This is a genomic window from Pseudomonas sp. LBUM1643, assembly GCF_059716215.1.
The window spans coordinates 5,538,397-5,553,968 of the sequence record NZ_CP166813.1 but is presented as its reverse complement, the minus strand read 5'-3'; the positions used below and the strand labels follow the sequence as shown (position 1 = coordinate 5,553,968).

The 15,572-nt window shown below is 57.6% G+C and carries 16 protein-coding genes and 4 tRNA genes; 8 read left to right on the top strand and 12 right to left on the bottom strand.

The window, feature by feature from the left end; all coding sequences use genetic code 11:
- Position 1 precedes the first annotated feature (1 nt).
- The 3 genes from ACA063_RS25080 to ACA063_RS25070 all read right to left on the bottom strand — a co-directional run bounded on the left by ACA063_RS25080 (position 2) and on the right by ACA063_RS25070 (position 2,973).
- Positions 2-1,591: a sensor histidine kinase gene (locus ACA063_RS25080; protein ID WP_497666587.1), complete on the bottom strand. Its 1,590-nt coding sequence runs from the start codon at positions 1,589-1,591 to the stop codon at positions 2-4.
- Positions 1,581-1,814, bottom strand: coding sequence for a PP0621 family protein (locus tag ACA063_RS25075; RefSeq protein ID WP_162437797.1), 234 nt, complete (start codon positions 1,812-1,814; stop codon positions 1,581-1,583). Before ACA063_RS25075 ends, ACA063_RS25080 begins: the two co-directional genes overlap by 11 nt.
- A gap of 136 nt (positions 1,815-1,950) precedes the next feature.
- A complete protein-coding gene (locus ACA063_RS25070; RefSeq protein WP_497663766.1) occupies positions 1,951-2,973 on the bottom strand; it encodes an outer membrane protein assembly factor BamD in 1,023 nt (340 codons plus the stop codon).
- A gap of 151 nt (positions 2,974-3,124) precedes the next feature.
- Between ACA063_RS25070 and rluD the strand changes: the two genes are divergently transcribed.
- The 7 genes from rluD to ACA063_RS25035 all read left to right on the top strand — a co-directional run bounded on the left by rluD (position 3,125) and on the right by ACA063_RS25035 (position 8,219).
- Positions 3,125-4,087, top strand: coding sequence for a 23S rRNA pseudouridine(1911/1915/1917) synthase RluD (rluD, locus tag ACA063_RS25065; protein WP_007942311.1), 963 nt, complete (start codon positions 3,125-3,127; stop codon positions 4,085-4,087).
- Positions 4,084-4,809, top strand: coding sequence for a peptidoglycan editing factor PgeF (gene pgeF, locus ACA063_RS25060; RefSeq protein ID WP_497663765.1), 726 nt, complete (start codon positions 4,084-4,086; stop codon positions 4,807-4,809). The genes rluD and pgeF overlap by 4 nt, the downstream gene beginning before the upstream one ends.
- Before the next feature lie 130 nt (positions 4,810-4,939).
- Positions 4,940-7,504 (top strand): ATP-dependent chaperone ClpB, encoded by a 2,565-nt coding sequence (clpB, locus tag ACA063_RS25055; RefSeq protein ID WP_497663764.1) that lies wholly within the window; start codon positions 4,940-4,942, stop codon positions 7,502-7,504.
- A gap of 300 nt (positions 7,505-7,804) precedes the next feature.
- Positions 7,805-7,880: transfer RNA gene (locus ACA063_RS25050), tRNA-Asn, on the top strand.
- A 9-nt stretch (positions 7,881-7,889) separates the two neighbouring features.
- A tRNA-Pro gene (locus tag ACA063_RS25045) sits at positions 7,890-7,966 on the top strand.
- Positions 7,967-7,971: 5 nt separating this feature from the next.
- Positions 7,972-8,047: transfer RNA gene (locus tag ACA063_RS25040), tRNA-Lys, on the top strand.
- 95 nt (positions 8,048-8,142) lie between these two features.
- A tRNA-Pro gene (locus ACA063_RS25035) sits at positions 8,143-8,219 on the top strand.
- 115 nt (positions 8,220-8,334) lie between these two features.
- Here the strand turns inward: ACA063_RS25035 and ACA063_RS25030 are convergent.
- The 5 genes from ACA063_RS25030 to ACA063_RS25010 all read right to left on the bottom strand — a co-directional run bounded on the left by ACA063_RS25030 (position 8,335) and on the right by ACA063_RS25010 (position 11,782).
- Complete coding sequence (locus ACA063_RS25030; RefSeq protein ID WP_497663763.1) at positions 8,335-8,742, bottom strand: HvfA family oxazolone/thioamide-modified RiPP metallophore; 408 nt, start codon at positions 8,740-8,742, stop codon at positions 8,335-8,337.
- Positions 8,743-9,047: 305 nt separating this feature from the next.
- Positions 9,048-10,346 carry an NAD(P)/FAD-dependent oxidoreductase gene (locus tag ACA063_RS25025; RefSeq protein WP_162437802.1) on the bottom strand — a complete coding sequence of 433 codons (1,299 nt, stop codon included), beginning with the start codon at positions 10,344-10,346 and terminating at the stop codon, positions 9,048-9,050.
- 60 nt (positions 10,347-10,406) lie between these two features.
- Positions 10,407-10,580, bottom strand: coding sequence for a DUF3094 domain-containing protein (locus ACA063_RS25020; RefSeq protein ID WP_162437803.1), 174 nt, complete (start codon positions 10,578-10,580; stop codon positions 10,407-10,409).
- 51 nt (positions 10,581-10,631) lie between these two features.
- The gene (locus ACA063_RS25015) at positions 10,632-11,159 is read right to left on the bottom strand and encodes an MOSC domain-containing protein (protein ID WP_497663762.1); all 528 of its coding nucleotides are present in this window, start codon (positions 11,157-11,159) and stop codon (positions 10,632-10,634) included.
- The gene (locus ACA063_RS25010; protein ID WP_162437805.1) at positions 11,156-11,782 is read right to left on the bottom strand and encodes a DUF1780 domain-containing protein; all 627 of its coding nucleotides are present in this window, start codon (positions 11,780-11,782) and stop codon (positions 11,156-11,158) included. Before ACA063_RS25010 ends, ACA063_RS25015 begins: the two co-directional genes overlap by 4 nt.
- A gap of 136 nt (positions 11,783-11,918) precedes the next feature.
- Here ACA063_RS25010 and ACA063_RS25005 point away from each other — a divergent pair, with 136 nt between their 5' ends.
- On the top strand, positions 11,919-12,608 hold the full coding sequence (locus tag ACA063_RS25005) for an energy-coupling factor ABC transporter permease (protein ID WP_497663761.1): 690 nt from the start codon (positions 11,919-11,921) through the stop codon (positions 12,606-12,608).
- A 54-nt stretch (positions 12,609-12,662) separates the two neighbouring features.
- Here the strand turns inward: ACA063_RS25005 and yacG are convergent, their stop codons facing one another.
- Genes yacG through ACA063_RS24985 form a run of 4 tightly spaced genes read right to left on the bottom strand, consistent with a single transcriptional unit; the run spans position 12,663 to position 15,571 of the window.
- Positions 12,663-12,863, bottom strand: a complete 201-nt coding sequence (yacG, locus tag ACA063_RS25000; protein ID WP_123404924.1) for a DNA gyrase inhibitor YacG — start codon at positions 12,861-12,863, stop codon at positions 12,663-12,665.
- Positions 12,860-13,483, bottom strand: coding sequence for a dephospho-CoA kinase (coaE, locus tag ACA063_RS24995; protein WP_497663760.1), 624 nt, complete (start codon positions 13,481-13,483; stop codon positions 12,860-12,862). The genes yacG and coaE overlap by 4 nt, the downstream gene beginning before the upstream one ends.
- Positions 13,480-14,352 (bottom strand): prepilin peptidase, encoded by an 873-nt coding sequence (locus ACA063_RS24990; RefSeq protein WP_497663759.1) that lies wholly within the window; start codon positions 14,350-14,352, stop codon positions 13,480-13,482. The genes coaE and ACA063_RS24990 overlap by 4 nt, the downstream gene beginning before the upstream one ends.
- A 1-nt stretch (position 14,353) precedes the next feature.
- Positions 14,354-15,571 (bottom strand): type II secretion system F family protein, encoded by a 1,218-nt coding sequence (locus ACA063_RS24985; RefSeq protein ID WP_497663758.1) that lies wholly within the window; start codon positions 15,569-15,571, stop codon positions 14,354-14,356.
- Between the last annotated feature and the right edge of the window lies 1 nt (position 15,572).

Sequence of the window (15,572 nt, the reverse complement as noted above, 5' to 3'; positions counted from 1 at the left end):
TTCAACTTTGTTTCCGTCCGTGAGCAAAGGTGATGCGAAAGCAGCCGCCGCCTTGGCGTGGTTGGAAGTCTAGGCGGGCTTGATTGCTTTCGCACAGCTCACGGGACAGATAAAGCCCAAGACCTGTGCCTTGGTTGCTGGTGGTGAAGAACGGTTCGAACAAATGGGCTTGGGATTGCGCAGTCACACCGGAGCCGTCGTCCCGCACTTCGAGTATTGGTAGCTGGCTTTGCGGGTCTACGAACAATGCCAGCCACACCTGCGCCTCATCATGGATCTGGGCGCTGTGGCGCCAGGCGTTGCGTAACAGATTGTCGAGAATTTGAGTCAGTTGGTTCGGGTCCATCAGGGTCTTGAGGTCTCCCGGACCGATGTTCAGATGAATCTTCTGCTTCTCGGTAGCGCTTTCGCGGACGTCACTGACGAACTGTTCCAGCCACGGCTTCAAATCAAGTCGTTGCGGTACGGTTTGCTGGCGCCGGGACAGTTGTAAAACGTTTTCGATAACCCGATTCATCCGCTGCGAGTGGTCTTGAATGATCTGGGTCAGACGCCGATCAGCGCTGTTCAGTTCCTCGGATTCCTGTAATAGCTGGGCGGCATGACTGATGGCGCCCAGTGGATTACGGATTTCGTGGGAAATGCTGGCGGTCAGTCGACCCAAGGCGACGAGTTTGAGCTGCTGAGCCTGTTGGGCGATCTGGGCCAGGTCTTCAAGAAAAATGAGTGTCTGCTGGCTTGGGCTGTTATCCAGCGCAATGAAGCTCGGTTGCAGCTCCAGTCCGTTACTGACGACTTTCAGGCTTTGGGGGCGCAGCGTCGGGTTGTTTTGCCACAGTTGCAGGCGTTCGACGAGGAGGGGTAAGACGTCTTCGATCAGAAGGCCTTCAAGCGTTTCCTGGCCTAGCAAGGTCAGCGCGCTGTTGTTTGCCAGTTGAATGCACTGCACGTCGTCAAGGACGAGGATGCCGGTTCGCATGCGTTGCAGGATCAGCGCATTGAGGGCTTCAAGGCCGACGACTTCGTTCGCCCGCTGATGTGCAAGGCTTTCACTGACTTCCAGGCGTCGGATAAGGCCTTGCACCAGCAATGCCACTGCGAAGCACAGGGCGCCGACTGTACCGACCTGCAAATAATAGCTGGGGCTGGCGGGGCGACTGAAGCTCAGCAGGAAACTCGAGCTTACGATGCCAATCGCGCCGATGGCAGCGATCAACAGTCCGATGCGTCGGCGCAACAAGGTGTTGCTGATGGCGACTGAGACGATCAGCAGATTACCGATTGCGCTGGCGACGCCGCCGGCGGCATAGAACAGCCCGCACAGCAGCACGACGTCGACCAGCGCCAGGGTGAACAACTGGGCTGGACGGCGGGTGTTCTCGAGAAACACCACCAACAGAATATTCAGCACCAGGTACAACCAGCTGCCGTTGCGCAGCAGGTCGCCATTGGCAAGTGAAAGCAACTGACCGTCCATGTTGCTGGAGATCAGCAGCACCAGAATGATGCCAACGCTTAAACGGTAGAGATGATAGAGGCGCAGCAGTCGCTGGGCTTGTTTGTTGCCGGGACTGGGCGTCTCAGCGATCACTGGTGCCCGGGCCTTGCTCAAGGTGAGCCTGGCTGCAATACCACTGCTGCTGAAGGTTCAGCGCTCGATCACGGGGCAGGTGCACGCCGCAGTGAGCGCAGCGAACCATGGGCGCCGCTTCCAGCTCGGCAGATGACTTTGGCGCGGAAGCCTGTCCCTTGAACTTGCGCCAGAACCATATGGCGGCGGCAATCAGGGCGATCCAGAACAGTAAACGAAGCATGGTCAGCTGCTATTTGATTGATGATTCGGCAGTTTAGCCAAGGACGGGTCAGGCGCACAGCGGATTAACTCGCCGTAATCATCAGGCAATAAAAAGGGAGACTCAAGAGTCTCCCTTTTCGCGCAACGTTGAAGCGTTAGTCGAACACGCCAAACGTCATGTAGCTGAACCAGGAACGGTCGTCATTATTGCCTTCGGACTCTTGTTCCTCTTCTTCGATCACGTCGCCGTTTTCATCGCGCGGCTTGAGATCGTTAGGAATCGCGTCTTTGGCATCCTGGAATTGCTTCTGCACGTCCTGATTGGCGCGAGTTTCACCCGGCGGCAGTGGCGGACGGGATTCGATCAGGCCCAATGTGGCCTTGCTCAGCCACGAACGGTTGTCGGCTTCGGCAACCGAAGGCTTGAACTGACCGTCTTCCAGGCTTGGATGGTTCGGGTAGTTGAGCTTCAGGGTTTCGAGACTGGTGCTGGCCAGTTCGTCCAGGTGCAGACGCTGGTAGGCCTCGACCATCACCGCCAGGCCGTCACCGACCGATGGGGTTTCCTGGAAGTTTTCCACTACATAACGGCCGCGGTTCGCAGCGGCAACGTAGGCCTGACGAGTCAGGTAGTAGTCGGCAACGTGGATCTCGTAGGCCGCCAACAGGTTGCGCAGGTAAATCATGCGCTGCTTGGCGTCAGGCGAGTAACGGCTGTTCGGGAAGCGGCTGGTCAGCTGGGCGAACTCGTTATAGGAGTCGCGAGCAGCGCCCGGGTCACGCTTGGTCATGTCCAGCGGCAGGAAACGCGACAGCAGGCCGACGTCCTGGTCGAAAGACGTCAGACCCTTCAGGTAATAAGCGTAATCCACGTTCGGATGCTGTGGGTGCAGGCGAATGAAACGCTCGGCAGCCGATTTAGCAGCCTCAGGCTCGGTGTTTTTGTAGTTGGCGTAAATGAGCTCGAGTTGAGCCTGATCGGCGTAGCGACCGAACGGATAGCGCGATTCCAGGGCCTTCAGCTTGGCTGTGGCCGCGGTGTAGCTATTGTTATCCAGATCGTGCTGAGCCTGCTGGTACAGCTCGACCTCGCTCAGGTTTTCGTCTACGACTTCCTTCGATGAGCAAGCAGCGGTCAATGCGAGGATGGCGATCAGCAGCAGGTGTTTCACTTGCATGGCGGCTTGCGTCCCTATGACGGCCGCTGTCTTGGGCGAGGCCGTCCTGTTATGATGAGCGCCCCGTTGAAAAGCCTCGGGGCAAAAGACGCCGTATTTAACCACAAGCGCGCAGCCGAAACCAAAGGCTGTGCCGACGCCTAGTCTGAGCATGTCCGATAAAATTGAACTTCGCGCAGAGGTGCCGTCCGAATTGGGCGGCCAACGCCTCGATCAAGTCGCCGCACAATTATTCGCTGAGCACTCGCGCTCGCGCCTTTCCGCCTGGATCAAAGACGGCCGCCTGACTGTGGATGGGGCGGTAATACGCCCGCGAGACATCGTTCACGGTGGCGCCATTCTTGAGTTGACTGCCGAGCAGGAAGCTCAGGGCGAATGGATCGCTCAAGACATCGAACTGGACATCGTCTATGAAGATGACGACATCCTGGTGATCAACAAGCCTGCGGGCCTGGTGGTGCATCCGGCTGCCGGTCATGCCGATGGCACCTTGCTCAACGCCTTGCTGCACCATGTGCCGGACATTATCAATGTGCCCCGCGCCGGTATCGTGCATCGCCTGGACAAGGACACCACCGGTCTGATGGTGGTAGCCAAGACCATTCAAGCGCAGACACAGCTTGTCACTCAGTTGCAGAGCCGCAGCGTAAGCCGGATCTACGAGTGCATCGTGATTGGTGTGGTGACCGCTGGTGGCAAGATCAACGCCCCGATCGGTCGTCACGGCCAGCAGCGCCAGCGCATGGCAGTGATGGAAGGTGGCAAGCAAGCCGTCAGCCATTACCGCGTGCTCGAGCGTTTCCGCTCCCATACTCACGTGCGGGTGAAGCTGGAAACCGGTCGTACGCACCAGATCCGTGTGCACATGGCGCACATCAACTACCCGTTGGTCGGAGATCCTGCCTACGGCGGTCGTTTCCGCATTCCGCCGGCAGCCAGTGTGACCATGGTCGAATCGTTGAAGGCGTTCCCGCGCCAGGCATTGCACGCGCGATTCCTGGAACTGGACCACCCGACGACCGGTAAGCGCATGAGCTGGGAATCGCCATTGCCGGACGATTTCGTCTGGTTACTGACGCTGCTCAAGCAAGACCGTGAGGCGTTCATCGGATGAGTGACTGGCTGATTCCCGACTGGCCTGCGCCTGCCGGGGTGAAAGCCTGCGTTACCACCCGTTCGGGCGGCGTCAGTCTGGCGCCGTTCGACAGCCTCAACCTCGGTGATCATGTCGATGACAGCCCTGAAGCTGTTGCCGAAAATCGCCGGCGCCTCACCGATTGTTTCTCTATTCAACCCGCCTGGTTGCAGCAAGTTCATGGTATCGCCGTGGCTCATGCTGATCCGGGTGTGGTCGCCACGGCCGACGCGAGCTGGACGGCAACCCCTGGTATCGCCTGCGCGGCGATGACGGCGGACTGCCTGCCTGTGCTGTTCTGCGATCGTGCCGGCACTCGCGTCGCGGCAGCTCATGCCGGTTGGCGAGGGTTGGCGGCAGGTGTGCTCGAAGCAACACTCGATACCCTGGCGTTGCCAGCAGCAGAAGTGCTGGTCTGGCTCGGTCCGGCCATTGGCCCACAGGCCTTTGAAGTCGGCCCCGAAGTTCGTGAAACCTTCATCCACCAGTTACCCGAAGCCGAGAAAGCCTTTGTTGCCAGCCAAAACGTCGGCAAGTACATGGCCGACATCTATGAGCTGGCACGCCTGCGTCTGGCGGCTCGCGGTGTGACCGCTGTCTACGGTGGCGGTTTCTGCACGGTCACCGATCCACGCTTCTTTTCTTACCGCCGTTCATCCCGTACCGGCCGGTTTGCCTCCCTTATCTGGCTTGAGCGCTAGACTTCCCTGACCTGCATCAACTGATCGGCGCTTGAAACTCCCAGAATCGACCGCATCTATAACGGTATCTGGCAGGTTTCTTCATTCAGGATGTTTTATAGGTCCGGCCTGCTCAAAAGGAAGGTGACTTATGCGTATCGACCGTTTAACAAGCAAATTACAGTTAGCTCTATCCGACGCCCAATCGCTGGCGGTCGGTCTTGACCATCCGGGCATTGAACCGGCGCACTTGATGCAAGCCATGCTCGAACAGCAGGGTGGTTCGATCAAGCCTCTGCTGATGCAGGTAGGCTTCGACGTCAACAGCCTGCGTAAAGAGCTGACGAAAGAGCTCGACCAGCTGCCAAAAATCCAGAACCCGACCGGCGACGTCAACATGTCGCAGGACCTGGCGCGCCTGCTCAACCAGGCGGATCGTCTGGCACAGCAGAAGGGCGACCAGTTCATCTCCAGCGAGCTTGTATTGCTGGCCGCGATGGATGAGAACAGCAAACTCGGCAAATTGTTGCTTGGCCAGGGCGTCAGCAAAAAAGCCCTGGAAAACGCCATCAACAATTTGCGCGGTGGTGATGCCGTCAACGATGCCAACCACGAAGAGTCGCGTCAGGCGCTGGATAAATACACCGTCGACCTGACCAAGCGTGCCGAAGACGGCAAGCTCGACCCGGTGATTGGCCGTGACGACGAAATTCGCCGCACGATTCAGGTGCTGCAGCGTCGTACGAAAAATAACCCGGTACTGATCGGTGAGCCGGGCGTCGGTAAAACGGCCATCGCCGAAGGTTTGGCGCAGCGGATCATCAATGGCGAAGTGCCGGATGGTCTGAAAGGCAAACGCCTGTTGTCTCTGGACATGGGGGCGCTGATTGCCGGTGCCAAATATCGCGGTGAGTTCGAGGAGCGCCTGAAATCGCTGCTCAATGAACTGTCGAAGCAGGAAGGACAGATCATCCTGTTCATCGACGAACTGCACACCATGGTCGGCGCCGGTAAAGGCGAAGGCTCGATGGACGCGGGCAACATGCTCAAGCCGGCATTGGCTCGGGGTGAGTTGCACTGCGTGGGTGCTACCACGCTCAACGAGTACCGCCAGTATATAGAGAAGGATGCGGCCCTCGAACGGCGCTTCCAGAAAGTTCTGGTAGACGAGCCGAGCGAAGAAGACACCATTGCCATCCTGCGTGGCTTGAAAGAGCGTTACGAAGTTCACCACAAGGTGGCGATCACCGATGGTGCGATCATTGCTGCGGCCAAGCTCAGTCATCGCTATATCACTGACCGTCAGCTGCCGGACAAAGCCATCGACCTGATCGATGAAGCTGCCAGCCGCATCCGCATGGAAATCGATTCCAAGCCGGAAGTGCTGGACCGTCTGGAGCGTCGCTTGATTCAGTTGAAGGTGGAATCCCAGGCGCTGAAGAAAGAAAGTGACGAAGCGGCGATGAAACGCCTGGAAAAACTCCAGGAAGAAATCGCCCGCTTGGAGCGCGAATACTCGGACCTGGAAGAAATCTGGAACGCGGAGAAAGCTGAAGTCCAGGGTTCTGCGCAGATCCAGCAGAAAATCGAACAGTCGCGACAGGAGCTGGAAACGGCCCGCCGCAAAGGCGACCTCAACCGTATGGCGGAGCTGCAGTATGGGGTGATCCCGGACCTGGAGCGCAGCCTGCAGATGGTCGATCAGCACGGCAAGAGCGAAAACCAGTTGTTGCGTAGCAAGGTCACTGAAGAAGAGATCGCCGAAGTCGTCTCCAAGTGGACCGGTATTCCCGTATCGAAAATGCTCGAAGGCGAGCGCGACAAGCTGATGAAGATGGAAAGCCTGTTGCACCAGCGTGTGATCGGCCAGGACGAAGCGGTAATCGCCGTTTCCAACGCGGTGCGGCGCTCGCGAGCCGGATTGTCCGATCCGAATCGCCCGAGTGGCTCGTTCATGTTCCTCGGCCCGACCGGTGTGGGTAAAACCGAGCTGTGTAAAGCCTTGGCCGAATTCCTCTTTGATACGGAAGAGGCGATGGTACGGATCGATATGTCCGAGTTCATGGAAAAACATTCCGTGGCTCGACTGATTGGTGCGCCACCAGGATACGTAGGGTATGAAGAAGGCGGTTACCTGACTGAGGCAGTGCGTCGCAAGCCTTACTCGGTAATCTTGCTGGACGAGGTCGAGAAGGCCCATCCCGATGTGTTCAACATCCTGCTGCAAGTGCTGGAAGATGGCCGCTTGACCGACAGTCATGGCCGCACGGTGGATTTCAAGAACACCGTGATCGTCATGACCTCTAACCTGGGATCGGTACAGATTCAGGAATTGGTCGGTGACCGGGAGGCTCAGCGCGCCGCGGTGATGGACGCGATTTCCACACACTTCCGTCCGGAGTTCATTAACCGGGTCGATGAAGTGGTGATCTTCGAGCCTCTGGCTCGCGATCAGATCGCCGGCATCACTGAGATTCAGCTGAGTCGCCTGCGCAGTCGTCTGACTGAACGGGAACTGAAGCTTGATCTCAGTCCTGAGGCCATGGACAAGCTGATCGCGGTGGGTTACGACCCGGTATATGGTGCACGGCCGCTCAAACGAGCGATTCAGCGCTGGATCGAGAACCCGTTGGCACAGCTGATCCTTTCGGGTCGGTTCATGCCTGGCGATACCGCTCAGGGTGTCGTGGAAAACGACGAAATCGTCTTCGTCTGATCCAAAGCGGCAGCAAATTGGAAGAGGCCTCGCATTGCGAGGCCTTTTTTTCGTTAGGCTGTTGAACTCAAAGGAAAAGGCTTGTAAAGTGCGCCCCGCAGTAAGTCACCCGGAAGGGTTTCTGCTCCCCAAGCAGAAATCTGAAATAAGTTGCAAATCATTAACTTGAAAGCAATTTAGGGGGTTGACAGAGGTGCTTAAGATTGTAGAATAGCGCGCCTCAGACACACGAACGCAGCGATGCGAACGGGTCGAAGAGAACGCTGTAAAGCTTCAACGTTGTAAATTGAAATATGTAGTTCCGTGATAGCTCAGTCGGTAGAGCAAATGACTGTTAATCATTGGGTCCCAGGTTCGAGTCCTGGTCACGGAGCCAATTTCAAACCGGGGTATAGCGCAGTCCGGTAGCGCGCCTGCTTTGGGAGCAGGATGTCAGGAGTTCGAATCCCCTTACCCCGACCATTTTTGGGTCGTTAGCTCAGTTGGTAGAGCAGTTGGCTTTTAACCAATTGGTCGTAGGTTCGAATCCCACACGACCCACCATTTTTGAAACCAGTTAACGCTGGAATCAGATCTTAAGATCAGAGGCCAAAAGCCCTGATCGAAGAAGGCGACTGATAAGGTCGCCTTTTTTTTACCGGGGTATAGCGCAGTCCGGTAGCGCGCCTGCTTTGGGAGCAGGATGTCAGGAGTTCGAATCCCCTTACCCCGACCATATTAAAAATCCTCGTATCGAAAGATATGGGGATTTTTTTTGCCTGCAGCAAATGCACATAAAAAAGCCCCGCATCTCTTTTGGAGAAGCGAGGCGTGGGTGCGGCGTTCAGGTCTTAGCTGTTGTCCTTCAGGTGCTCGAACAGGCCTTTCGGCATTTTTTTGCCATTGGCTTCGTAGTTAGCCTTCACGTTATCAAATGCTTCCTGCTCATCGATCTGCCCGTCATGGTTGGCATCGATCTTGTCAAAGTCCGCTTTGGGCGCCACTTTCAAAAATTCTGCGCGGGATACTTTGCCGTCACCGTCGGTATCGGTATCGGTCCGGGCCATCGACTCGTCGCCACACTTGCCTTCACCACATTTTCCTTCAGGGGTCTTCACGACTTGTTCGGCCGACGCCAGCAAATAGCCCTGAGTCAAAGGCTGGGAGGCAAACACGGAGCCGGACAACATCATGCCACCGGCCAGTACAGCGCCGAGCAGGCCAAAAGTGTTCTTGCCGAGAGTAGGGGTACGGGACATTTGAATTCTCCTGGGTTGCACGACACAACCGCTCGATAAAGGGTCAGGTAGCCAGAGCAGGCGGGTTGCCTTGCTCGGGTGTGGCCATTTAGCGGGATGGGTGTATCGCTACTGTGTCGCGCCAGGGGGAGTTTGTAAGCGAAGGGGCTGAATCGGGGCGGGGATACAGTGGGACACAAGGATCTTTGCTTGGATGACGTTCTGTAGGAGCAATGCTTGCTCGATGACGGACCTGCATTCAACCGATATGTCGACTGCTATGACGGCCATCGCGAGCAAGCTTTGCTCCCACAGTGGTTAGAGGGTTAGTGCAGTTTCAACCGCGGCTCAGTACCGCGCCCGATCTTGCTGCCCAGCATCAGCATCGCCGTACGAAACGCGCCATACAGCGCCATCTGGTGCATGCGATACAGCGACACATAAAACATCCGCGCCAGCCAGCCTTCAAGCATCACGCTACCGGTCAGGTTGCCCATCAAGTTACCCACAGCCGAAAAACGCGACAGCGAGATGAGCGAGCCGTAGTCGGTGTATTTGTACTCAGGCAACGCCTTGCCTTCGATGCGCAGCTTCAACGATTTGGCCAGCAATGACGCCTGCTGGTGCGCGGCTTGCGCCCGTGGCGGCACGTTGCGATCTGTACCCGGTTGCGGGCACGCTGCGCAGTCACCGAAGGCGAAGATGTTTTCATCGCGCGTCGTCTGCAGGGTCGGCAACACTTGAAGCTGGTTGATGCGGTTGGTTTCCAGACCATCGATGTCCTTGAGGAAACCCGGTGCGCGGATCCCCGCAGCCCAGACTTTCAGGCTGGCATTGATCACTTTTCCATCCGCGGTGATCAGGCTGTCAGCCGTCACTTCACTGACTGCCGCATTGGTCATGACGTTGACCCCGAGTTTTTCCAGGGTTTTATGCACAGGCCCGCCAATGCGCTCCGGCAATGCTGGCAACACCCGTGGTCCGGCTTCAATCAGGGTGATGTGCATATTCTCTGGTTTGATCCGGTCCAGTCCGTACGCCGCCAGTTCATGAGCGGCGTTGTGCAGCTCGGCGGCCAGTTCGACACCCGTTGCACCTGCCCCGACGATGGCCACGCTGATTTGCTCGACCTTGTCGGTCTGTCCGGCGTGGGCGCGCAGATAATGGTTCAGGAGTTGCTGGTGAAAGCGCTCGGCCTGTTTGCGGGTATCGAGGAACAGGCAATGCTGCGCCGCACCCTGAGTGCCGAAATCGTTGGTGGTACTGCCGACGGCAATCACCAGCGAGTCATAACCCAGTTCACGGGCAGGCACCAGCTCTACGCCGGCTTCGTCGTAAGTGGCGGCCAACTGGATTTTCTTCTGGGTGCGATCAAGCCCGCTCATGCGCCCCAGCTGGAACTCGAAGTGGTTCCATTTCGCCTGGGCGACATAGTTGAGTTCGTCTTCGGAAGAGTTCAGCGATCCGGCGGCCACTTCGTGCAACAGGGGTTTCCAGATGTGGGTCAGGTTCGCGTCGACCAGCATCACGCTGGCCGTGCCGCGCTTGCCCAGAGTCTTACCCAGACGGGTAGCCAACTCCAGACCGCCGGCGCCGCCGCCAACGATGACAATACGATGAGTCATGGGGATATCTCGCAAGGCTAAAAGAAATCGGTGCAACTACCCGAGCGAGCGCGAGGCGGCTCATAGCGTCAGGTAACTGATAAATCGGCTCAACAGGCCCAAACCAATGGTCACTGCCAGCACCAGCACAAGGAGCATCCACGGCCGGAAGGGCCGGCGCTCGACTTGGTGTTGGGACAGGTGCAGGTACTCTTCGACATGCTTCTGGTCGTCCGGGTTCAGGCGGCTGGTCATAAAGGCCTCATCAGGTAGACGTTGCTGAATGTGTAGAAGCTACAGGCTGATTTAACGCACGTTGAACGGAGCATAGCCGCTGTCCGGAATGGGCTCGACGCTCACGGTGTCGTTTAGGCGAATGATTCCACTTTGTAGCACTCGAGCTGTGATTCCGCCATGTCCACGAACGGCCTGAAACGTCCCGGGGCCGAGGTTGTTCTGAAGGCGTGCACAGGGCTGGCACCAACCGGTGGTTTCGAAAATTGCCTGGCCAATGCGGAAGCGTCGGCCCTTGAGGCTGAACAGATTGATCCCGCTGATGACCAGGTTGCGCCGCAAATCCTGTGGTAACACCGGATTATCGATCGAGCGCCCCATGAGTGAGCTGATCACCGCCAGGTGTTCCCACTGAATAAGCGTTACCTGCCGGGCATTACGTACGCCGGGGCGAGCGCGATCGCCGGTCAGGCCTGCCTCGAGACGCGCTTCCACGGCATCGAGCTCAATCATTGGCACGTGCGGTTCCGGTCGCACGCCAATCCAGCGAACGAGGCCGGTTTGCGGGACTTCGGCGAGCAATTCCTGCAACGGGCTCACAGACTGATTCCAACGTCGAAAACAATGCTGCGGCCCAGGTTGCTGCGCAGGAAGTCCGGGGCGTCCGGGTGCGCGAACAGCACGCGGGCGAAGGTCGGCCCGACCAGCGACAACGAGCGCCAGCCCTGGCGCAGGTATTCGGTGGGCGGTGGAAAGTGGCTGTTGAGGTCAAGTACTTCGCGCTTGAGGCTGGCGAAAGCAATGATGTCCAGTTCCCCCAGGTCCATGCCGCGCTCTTTGTAGTTGTGCGCTTTTTTACGCAGGGTCGGCGCCAGTCTCATCAAGAACTCATTGGCCGGAATGCGCTTGGGTTTTGCTTCGCGGCGTACGAGTGAGCTCAAGGAAAACGCGCTGCGTCGGCGCTGCAGTTCGTCGCGCCATTCGTCATTGAGGCGTCGGCCTTCGTCGAGAACGAAGAACACCTCGAAACTGGCGTCGCGAAACAGCACGTCTGGCGGCTCTCCGGCGGGGGCAAACTCGTCGGCGCGATAGGGAATGTTCAGGCCTTGCAGCAGGCGCTGGCAAACCCAACGCTCACGCTCCCATTTGCGGGCATTGGACAGGAATGCGTTGGCTTGCTCGGCCGCAATGGTCAGCAGGCGTAAGTAGTCTGAGTCATCCATAGGCCCAAGCTTAGCGTTCAAATGCGACAAGCAGAAAGCTTTGCATCAGGTGGAGCGACTTTTAGGCCGGTGTAGACTGCTGATATGAGCTGCACTCAGCGAAGGAGACTACGGTGGTGTTCAAAGGAGTAGGCACATGATCGGCGCCGAGTTGCTGTCACCGGAAAGTCTGACGGTCGGCTGGCTGATTTATTTACCTGTGGTGATGTGGGCAATCTGGCGTGCGCCGTGGGTTGAATTGTTCACCGACCGTCGGCGTCAGCATTTGCTGTTTGGCACGATATTCGCGCTGTTCATGCTTTGGCTGGTGCGTCGGGATTTCGACACTGGCGTGAGCTATCACTTCATCGGACTGACGGCGGTCACCCTGCTGCTGGATTGGCCATTGGCAATCATCGGCGGCCTGGTGGCACAAATGGGCCTGGTTTTCCTCGGGCGTCAGGACCTTGCTGCCGTGGGGGTCAATGGCGCATTGCTGATTTTGCTGCCGGTGTTGATCACTGAATGCTGCGCCATTCTGGTCGAGCGCGCGCAGCCGCGTAATCCCTTTGTCTATATCTTCGTTTCCGGATTCTTTGCGGCGGCGGTGTCTGCGTTGCTGTGCCTGCTGCTTGCGCTTTGGCTGCTGTGGTTCGATGGGCGTTTTGCGATGCCGTATTGGCTGGAGGATTTTGTCGGCTATCTGTGGCTGATCATATTTCCCGAGGCGTTCATCAACGGCATGGTGGTCAGCGCATTGGTGGTGTTCTGCCCCGAGTGGCTAGAAACTTTCAATCGTACGCGCTACCTGTCGGCACCCTGGAAAGACGACGATCCAAAATCCTGATTCTGAATTGAAGTCTTTCGCCCTGGGGTTTAAAGGCCCTCCTTGGTCGTCCTCTTAATGACGGGGTTCGAAGTCTTCACTGAACAGGTCGTCTTCGGCGTCCGGGCTGACGGGAATCTTGTGTTCTTCGGACGCCCAGGCGCCCAGGTCGATCAGTTTGCAACGGTCCGAACAGAACGGTCGGAAGGTGCTGGTGGCACTCCATTCAACAGGAGCGCCGCAGGTTGGGCAGTTGACGGTTGGGGTCTGGCTCATGACTGGCCTCCACGCAAAGTAAGGTAAAAGTGATGCAGGCGTTCGACCTCGCTGTGCAGCCAGGTGAGGTCGCGGTCATTGATCACGACATCGTCGGCATGGCTCACGCGATCCTGACGGCTTGATTGAACCTTGAGGATCGCCTGGACCTGCTGCTCGCTGGTCTGGTCACGCTGCAGGGTTCGTTCGATCTGAAGCTGTTCGGGGGCATCGATGACCAGGACCCGTTGCGTCATGGCGTACTGGCCGGATTCGATCAACAGCGGCGACACCAGTATCGCGTAGGGCGATTGTGCCTTGCCCAGGTGTTCGACGATTTCCTTCGCGATCAGCGGATGCAGCAACGCTTCGAGCCACATGCGCTGCTCTGGTACTTCGAAGATCAGCTTGCGCAATGCAGCGCGATCCAGCTGCCCGTCAGCCTGTAAGACATCAGGGCCGAAGTGCTCGACGATTTTGGTCAGCGCCGGGCGACCGGGCTCCACCACCCAGCGCGCTGCGTGGTCGGCGTCCACCACGTGCACCCCAAGATCGATGAAGTGCTGTGCAGCCGCGCTTTTGCCGCTGCCGATGCCGCCAGTGAGACCAAGAATCCAGGGTTTTTCCACAGGGGTATTCATTTCAAACCGACAAACTGCCAATAGAAGTCGGTTATTTGACCACCCCAGAGCAACGCAATCCAGCCGGCAATTGCCAGATAGGGGCCGAACGGGATCGGTGTGGAGGTTTTGGCATTGCGAAAACGTAGCAGGGTCACGCCGATGATGGCGCCCACGAAGGACGACAACAGCAGAGTCAGCGGTAGAATTTGCCACCCGCCCCAGGCGCCGAGCATCGCCAGCAGCTTGAAATCACCGTGGCCCATACCGTCCTTGCCAGTGATCAGCTTGAATAGCCAGAACACCGACCACAACACCAGGTAGCCGGCGATCGCGCCCCACAGCGCCTCATGCAGCGGCACGAACAGGTCGAAACTGTTGACGATCAATCCCAGCCACAGCAACGGCAGCACCAGCACATCCGGCAACAGTTGATGTTCTGCATCGATGAGGCTCATGGCCAACAGGCCCCATGTCAGGACCAGTACCAGGCACGCCGGCCAGCCGAATCCGAAGTGCCAGGCAATAAACGCCGACAACACGCCACAGGTCAGTTCGGTCAATGGATAGCGCTTGCTGATCGGCGCCGCGCAGCTTGAGCAACGTCCCCGCAGAAACACGTAACTGATGACTGGAATGTTTTCCCAGGCGCGAATGCTGTGATCACAGTGAGGGCAATGGGAGTGGGGCAATATCAGGTTATAGGTCGGCTGAGGCGTATCCAGCGGCTGACCGAGTATGTCGTGAGCTTGCAGCCGCCAATCACGCTCAAGCATTTTCGGCAGACGCCAGATCACCACATTCAGAAAGCTGCCCACCAGCAAGCCGACCAGCAGGGCAAGCGCGACAAAGGCCATTGGGTACGCAGTAAGGATTTCATTCAAGGGCATGTCAGATCGTTGCGCCGAGTTGGAAAATAGGCAGGTACATGGCAACCACCAGGCTGCCGACGATAATCCCCAGCACCACCATGATGAACGGTTCCATCAGGCTGGTGAGGTTGTCCACCATGTTGTCGATTTCGGCTTCGTAGAAACTCGCCACCTTGTCCAGCATGTCGTCCAGCGCGCCGGACTCCTCACCAATCGCCGTCATCTGGATCGCCATGTTTGGAAAAACGCCAGAGGTGCGCATGGCGAAGTTCAGCTGCATACCCGTCGAAACGTCTTGCTTGACCCTTAACACCGCACGCTTGAACACGATATTGCCGGTCGCCCCGGCAACGGACTCCAAGGCTTCTACCAGTGGCACCCCTGCGGCAAAAGTGGTCGACAGTGTGCGGGCATAACGAGCGACGGCAGACTTGTACATCAGAGCGCCCACCAACGGCAGTTTCAGCAGCCAGGTGTCCATCCGGTCGCGAAAAGCCTGAGAGGTTTTAAGCGCATGGCGTACACCGAAGATTGCTGCGATCAATAGCCCCAGTATGATCCACCACCACTCCTGCATGAACTCCGAGAGGCCGATGACCATTACGGTAAAGGCGGGCAATTCAGCACCAAACCCTTTGAAAACAGACTCGAACTGCGGCACCACTTTGACCAGCAGAATCCCCGTCACAATCAGCGCGACGAACACCACGAACAGGGGATAGGTCATGGCTTTCTTGATCTTCGCCTTGAGGGCTTCGCTTTTTTCCTTATAGGTCGCGACCCGTTCCAGCAGTGTATCCAGAGCACCTGCCTGTTCGCCCGCGTCCACCAGGTTGCAGTAGAGCTCATCGAAGTATTGGGGCTTTTTACGCAAGGCCGCAGCGAAGCTGTTACCCGCCGCGACTTCCTGTTTCACCTCGCCCACCAGTTTGCGCATGGCCGGATTCTCGAAGCCTTCGCCGATGATGTCGAACGATTGCAGCAGCGGCACACCGGCTTTCATCATGGTCGCCATTTGCCGGGTGAACAGGGCGATGTCCTGGGCCTTGATACGCTTGCCCAGGTTGAAAATCGAGACGGACTTCTTGCGCACCTTGCCCGGGTTAATGCCTTGCTTGCGTAACTGAGCCTTGATCAGCGCCGGATTCTGACCGCTCAATTCGCCGGTCATTTTCGTGCCTTTCCTGTCGGTGCCTTCCCAGGCGTAAACGCTGATTTTTACTGCTTTGACCGCCATG

Excerpts from the sequence above, each read along its gene's own strand:
- ACA063_RS25075 (WP_162437797.1), bottom strand. The coding sequence starts at position 1,814 with ATGCTTCGTTTACTGTTCTGGATCGCCCTGATTGCCGCCGCCATATGG.
- ACA063_RS25070 (WP_497663766.1), bottom strand. The coding sequence starts at position 2,973 with ATGCAAGTGAAACACCTGCTGCTGATCGCCATCCTCGCATTGACCGCT.
- rluD (WP_007942311.1), top strand. The coding sequence starts at position 3,125 with ATGTCCGATAAAATTGAACTTCGCGCAGAGGTGCCGTCCGAATTGGGC.
- pgeF (WP_497663765.1), top strand. The coding sequence starts at position 4,084 with ATGAGTGACTGGCTGATTCCCGACTGGCCTGCGCCTGCCGGGGTGAAA.
- clpB (WP_497663764.1), top strand. The coding sequence starts at position 4,940 with ATGCGTATCGACCGTTTAACAAGCAAATTACAGTTAGCTCTATCCGAC.
- ACA063_RS25030 (WP_497663763.1), bottom strand. The coding sequence starts at position 8,742 with ATGTCCCGTACCCCTACTCTCGGCAAGAACACTTTTGGCCTGCTCGGC.
- ACA063_RS25025 (WP_162437802.1), bottom strand. The coding sequence starts at position 10,346 with ATGACTCATCGTATTGTCATCGTTGGCGGCGGCGCCGGCGGTCTGGAG.
- ACA063_RS25020 (WP_162437803.1), bottom strand. The coding sequence starts at position 10,580 with ATGACCAGCCGCCTGAACCCGGACGACCAGAAGCATGTCGAAGAGTAC.
- ACA063_RS25010 (WP_162437805.1), bottom strand. The coding sequence starts at position 11,782 with ATGGATGACTCAGACTACTTACGCCTGCTGACCATTGCGGCCGAGCAA.
- ACA063_RS25005 (WP_497663761.1), top strand. The coding sequence starts at position 11,919 with ATGATCGGCGCCGAGTTGCTGTCACCGGAAAGTCTGACGGTCGGCTGG.
- yacG (WP_123404924.1), bottom strand. The coding sequence starts at position 12,863 with ATGAGCCAGACCCCAACCGTCAACTGCCCAACCTGCGGCGCTCCTGTT.
- coaE (WP_497663760.1), bottom strand. The coding sequence starts at position 13,483 with ATGAATACCCCTGTGGAAAAACCCTGGATTCTTGGTCTCACTGGCGGC.
- ACA063_RS24990 (WP_497663759.1), bottom strand. The coding sequence starts at position 14,352 with ATGCCCTTGAATGAAATCCTTACTGCGTACCCAATGGCCTTTGTCGCG.
- ACA063_RS24985 (WP_497663758.1), bottom strand. The coding sequence starts at position 15,571 with ATGGCGGTCAAAGCAGTAAAAATCAGCGTTTACGCCTGGGAAGGCACC.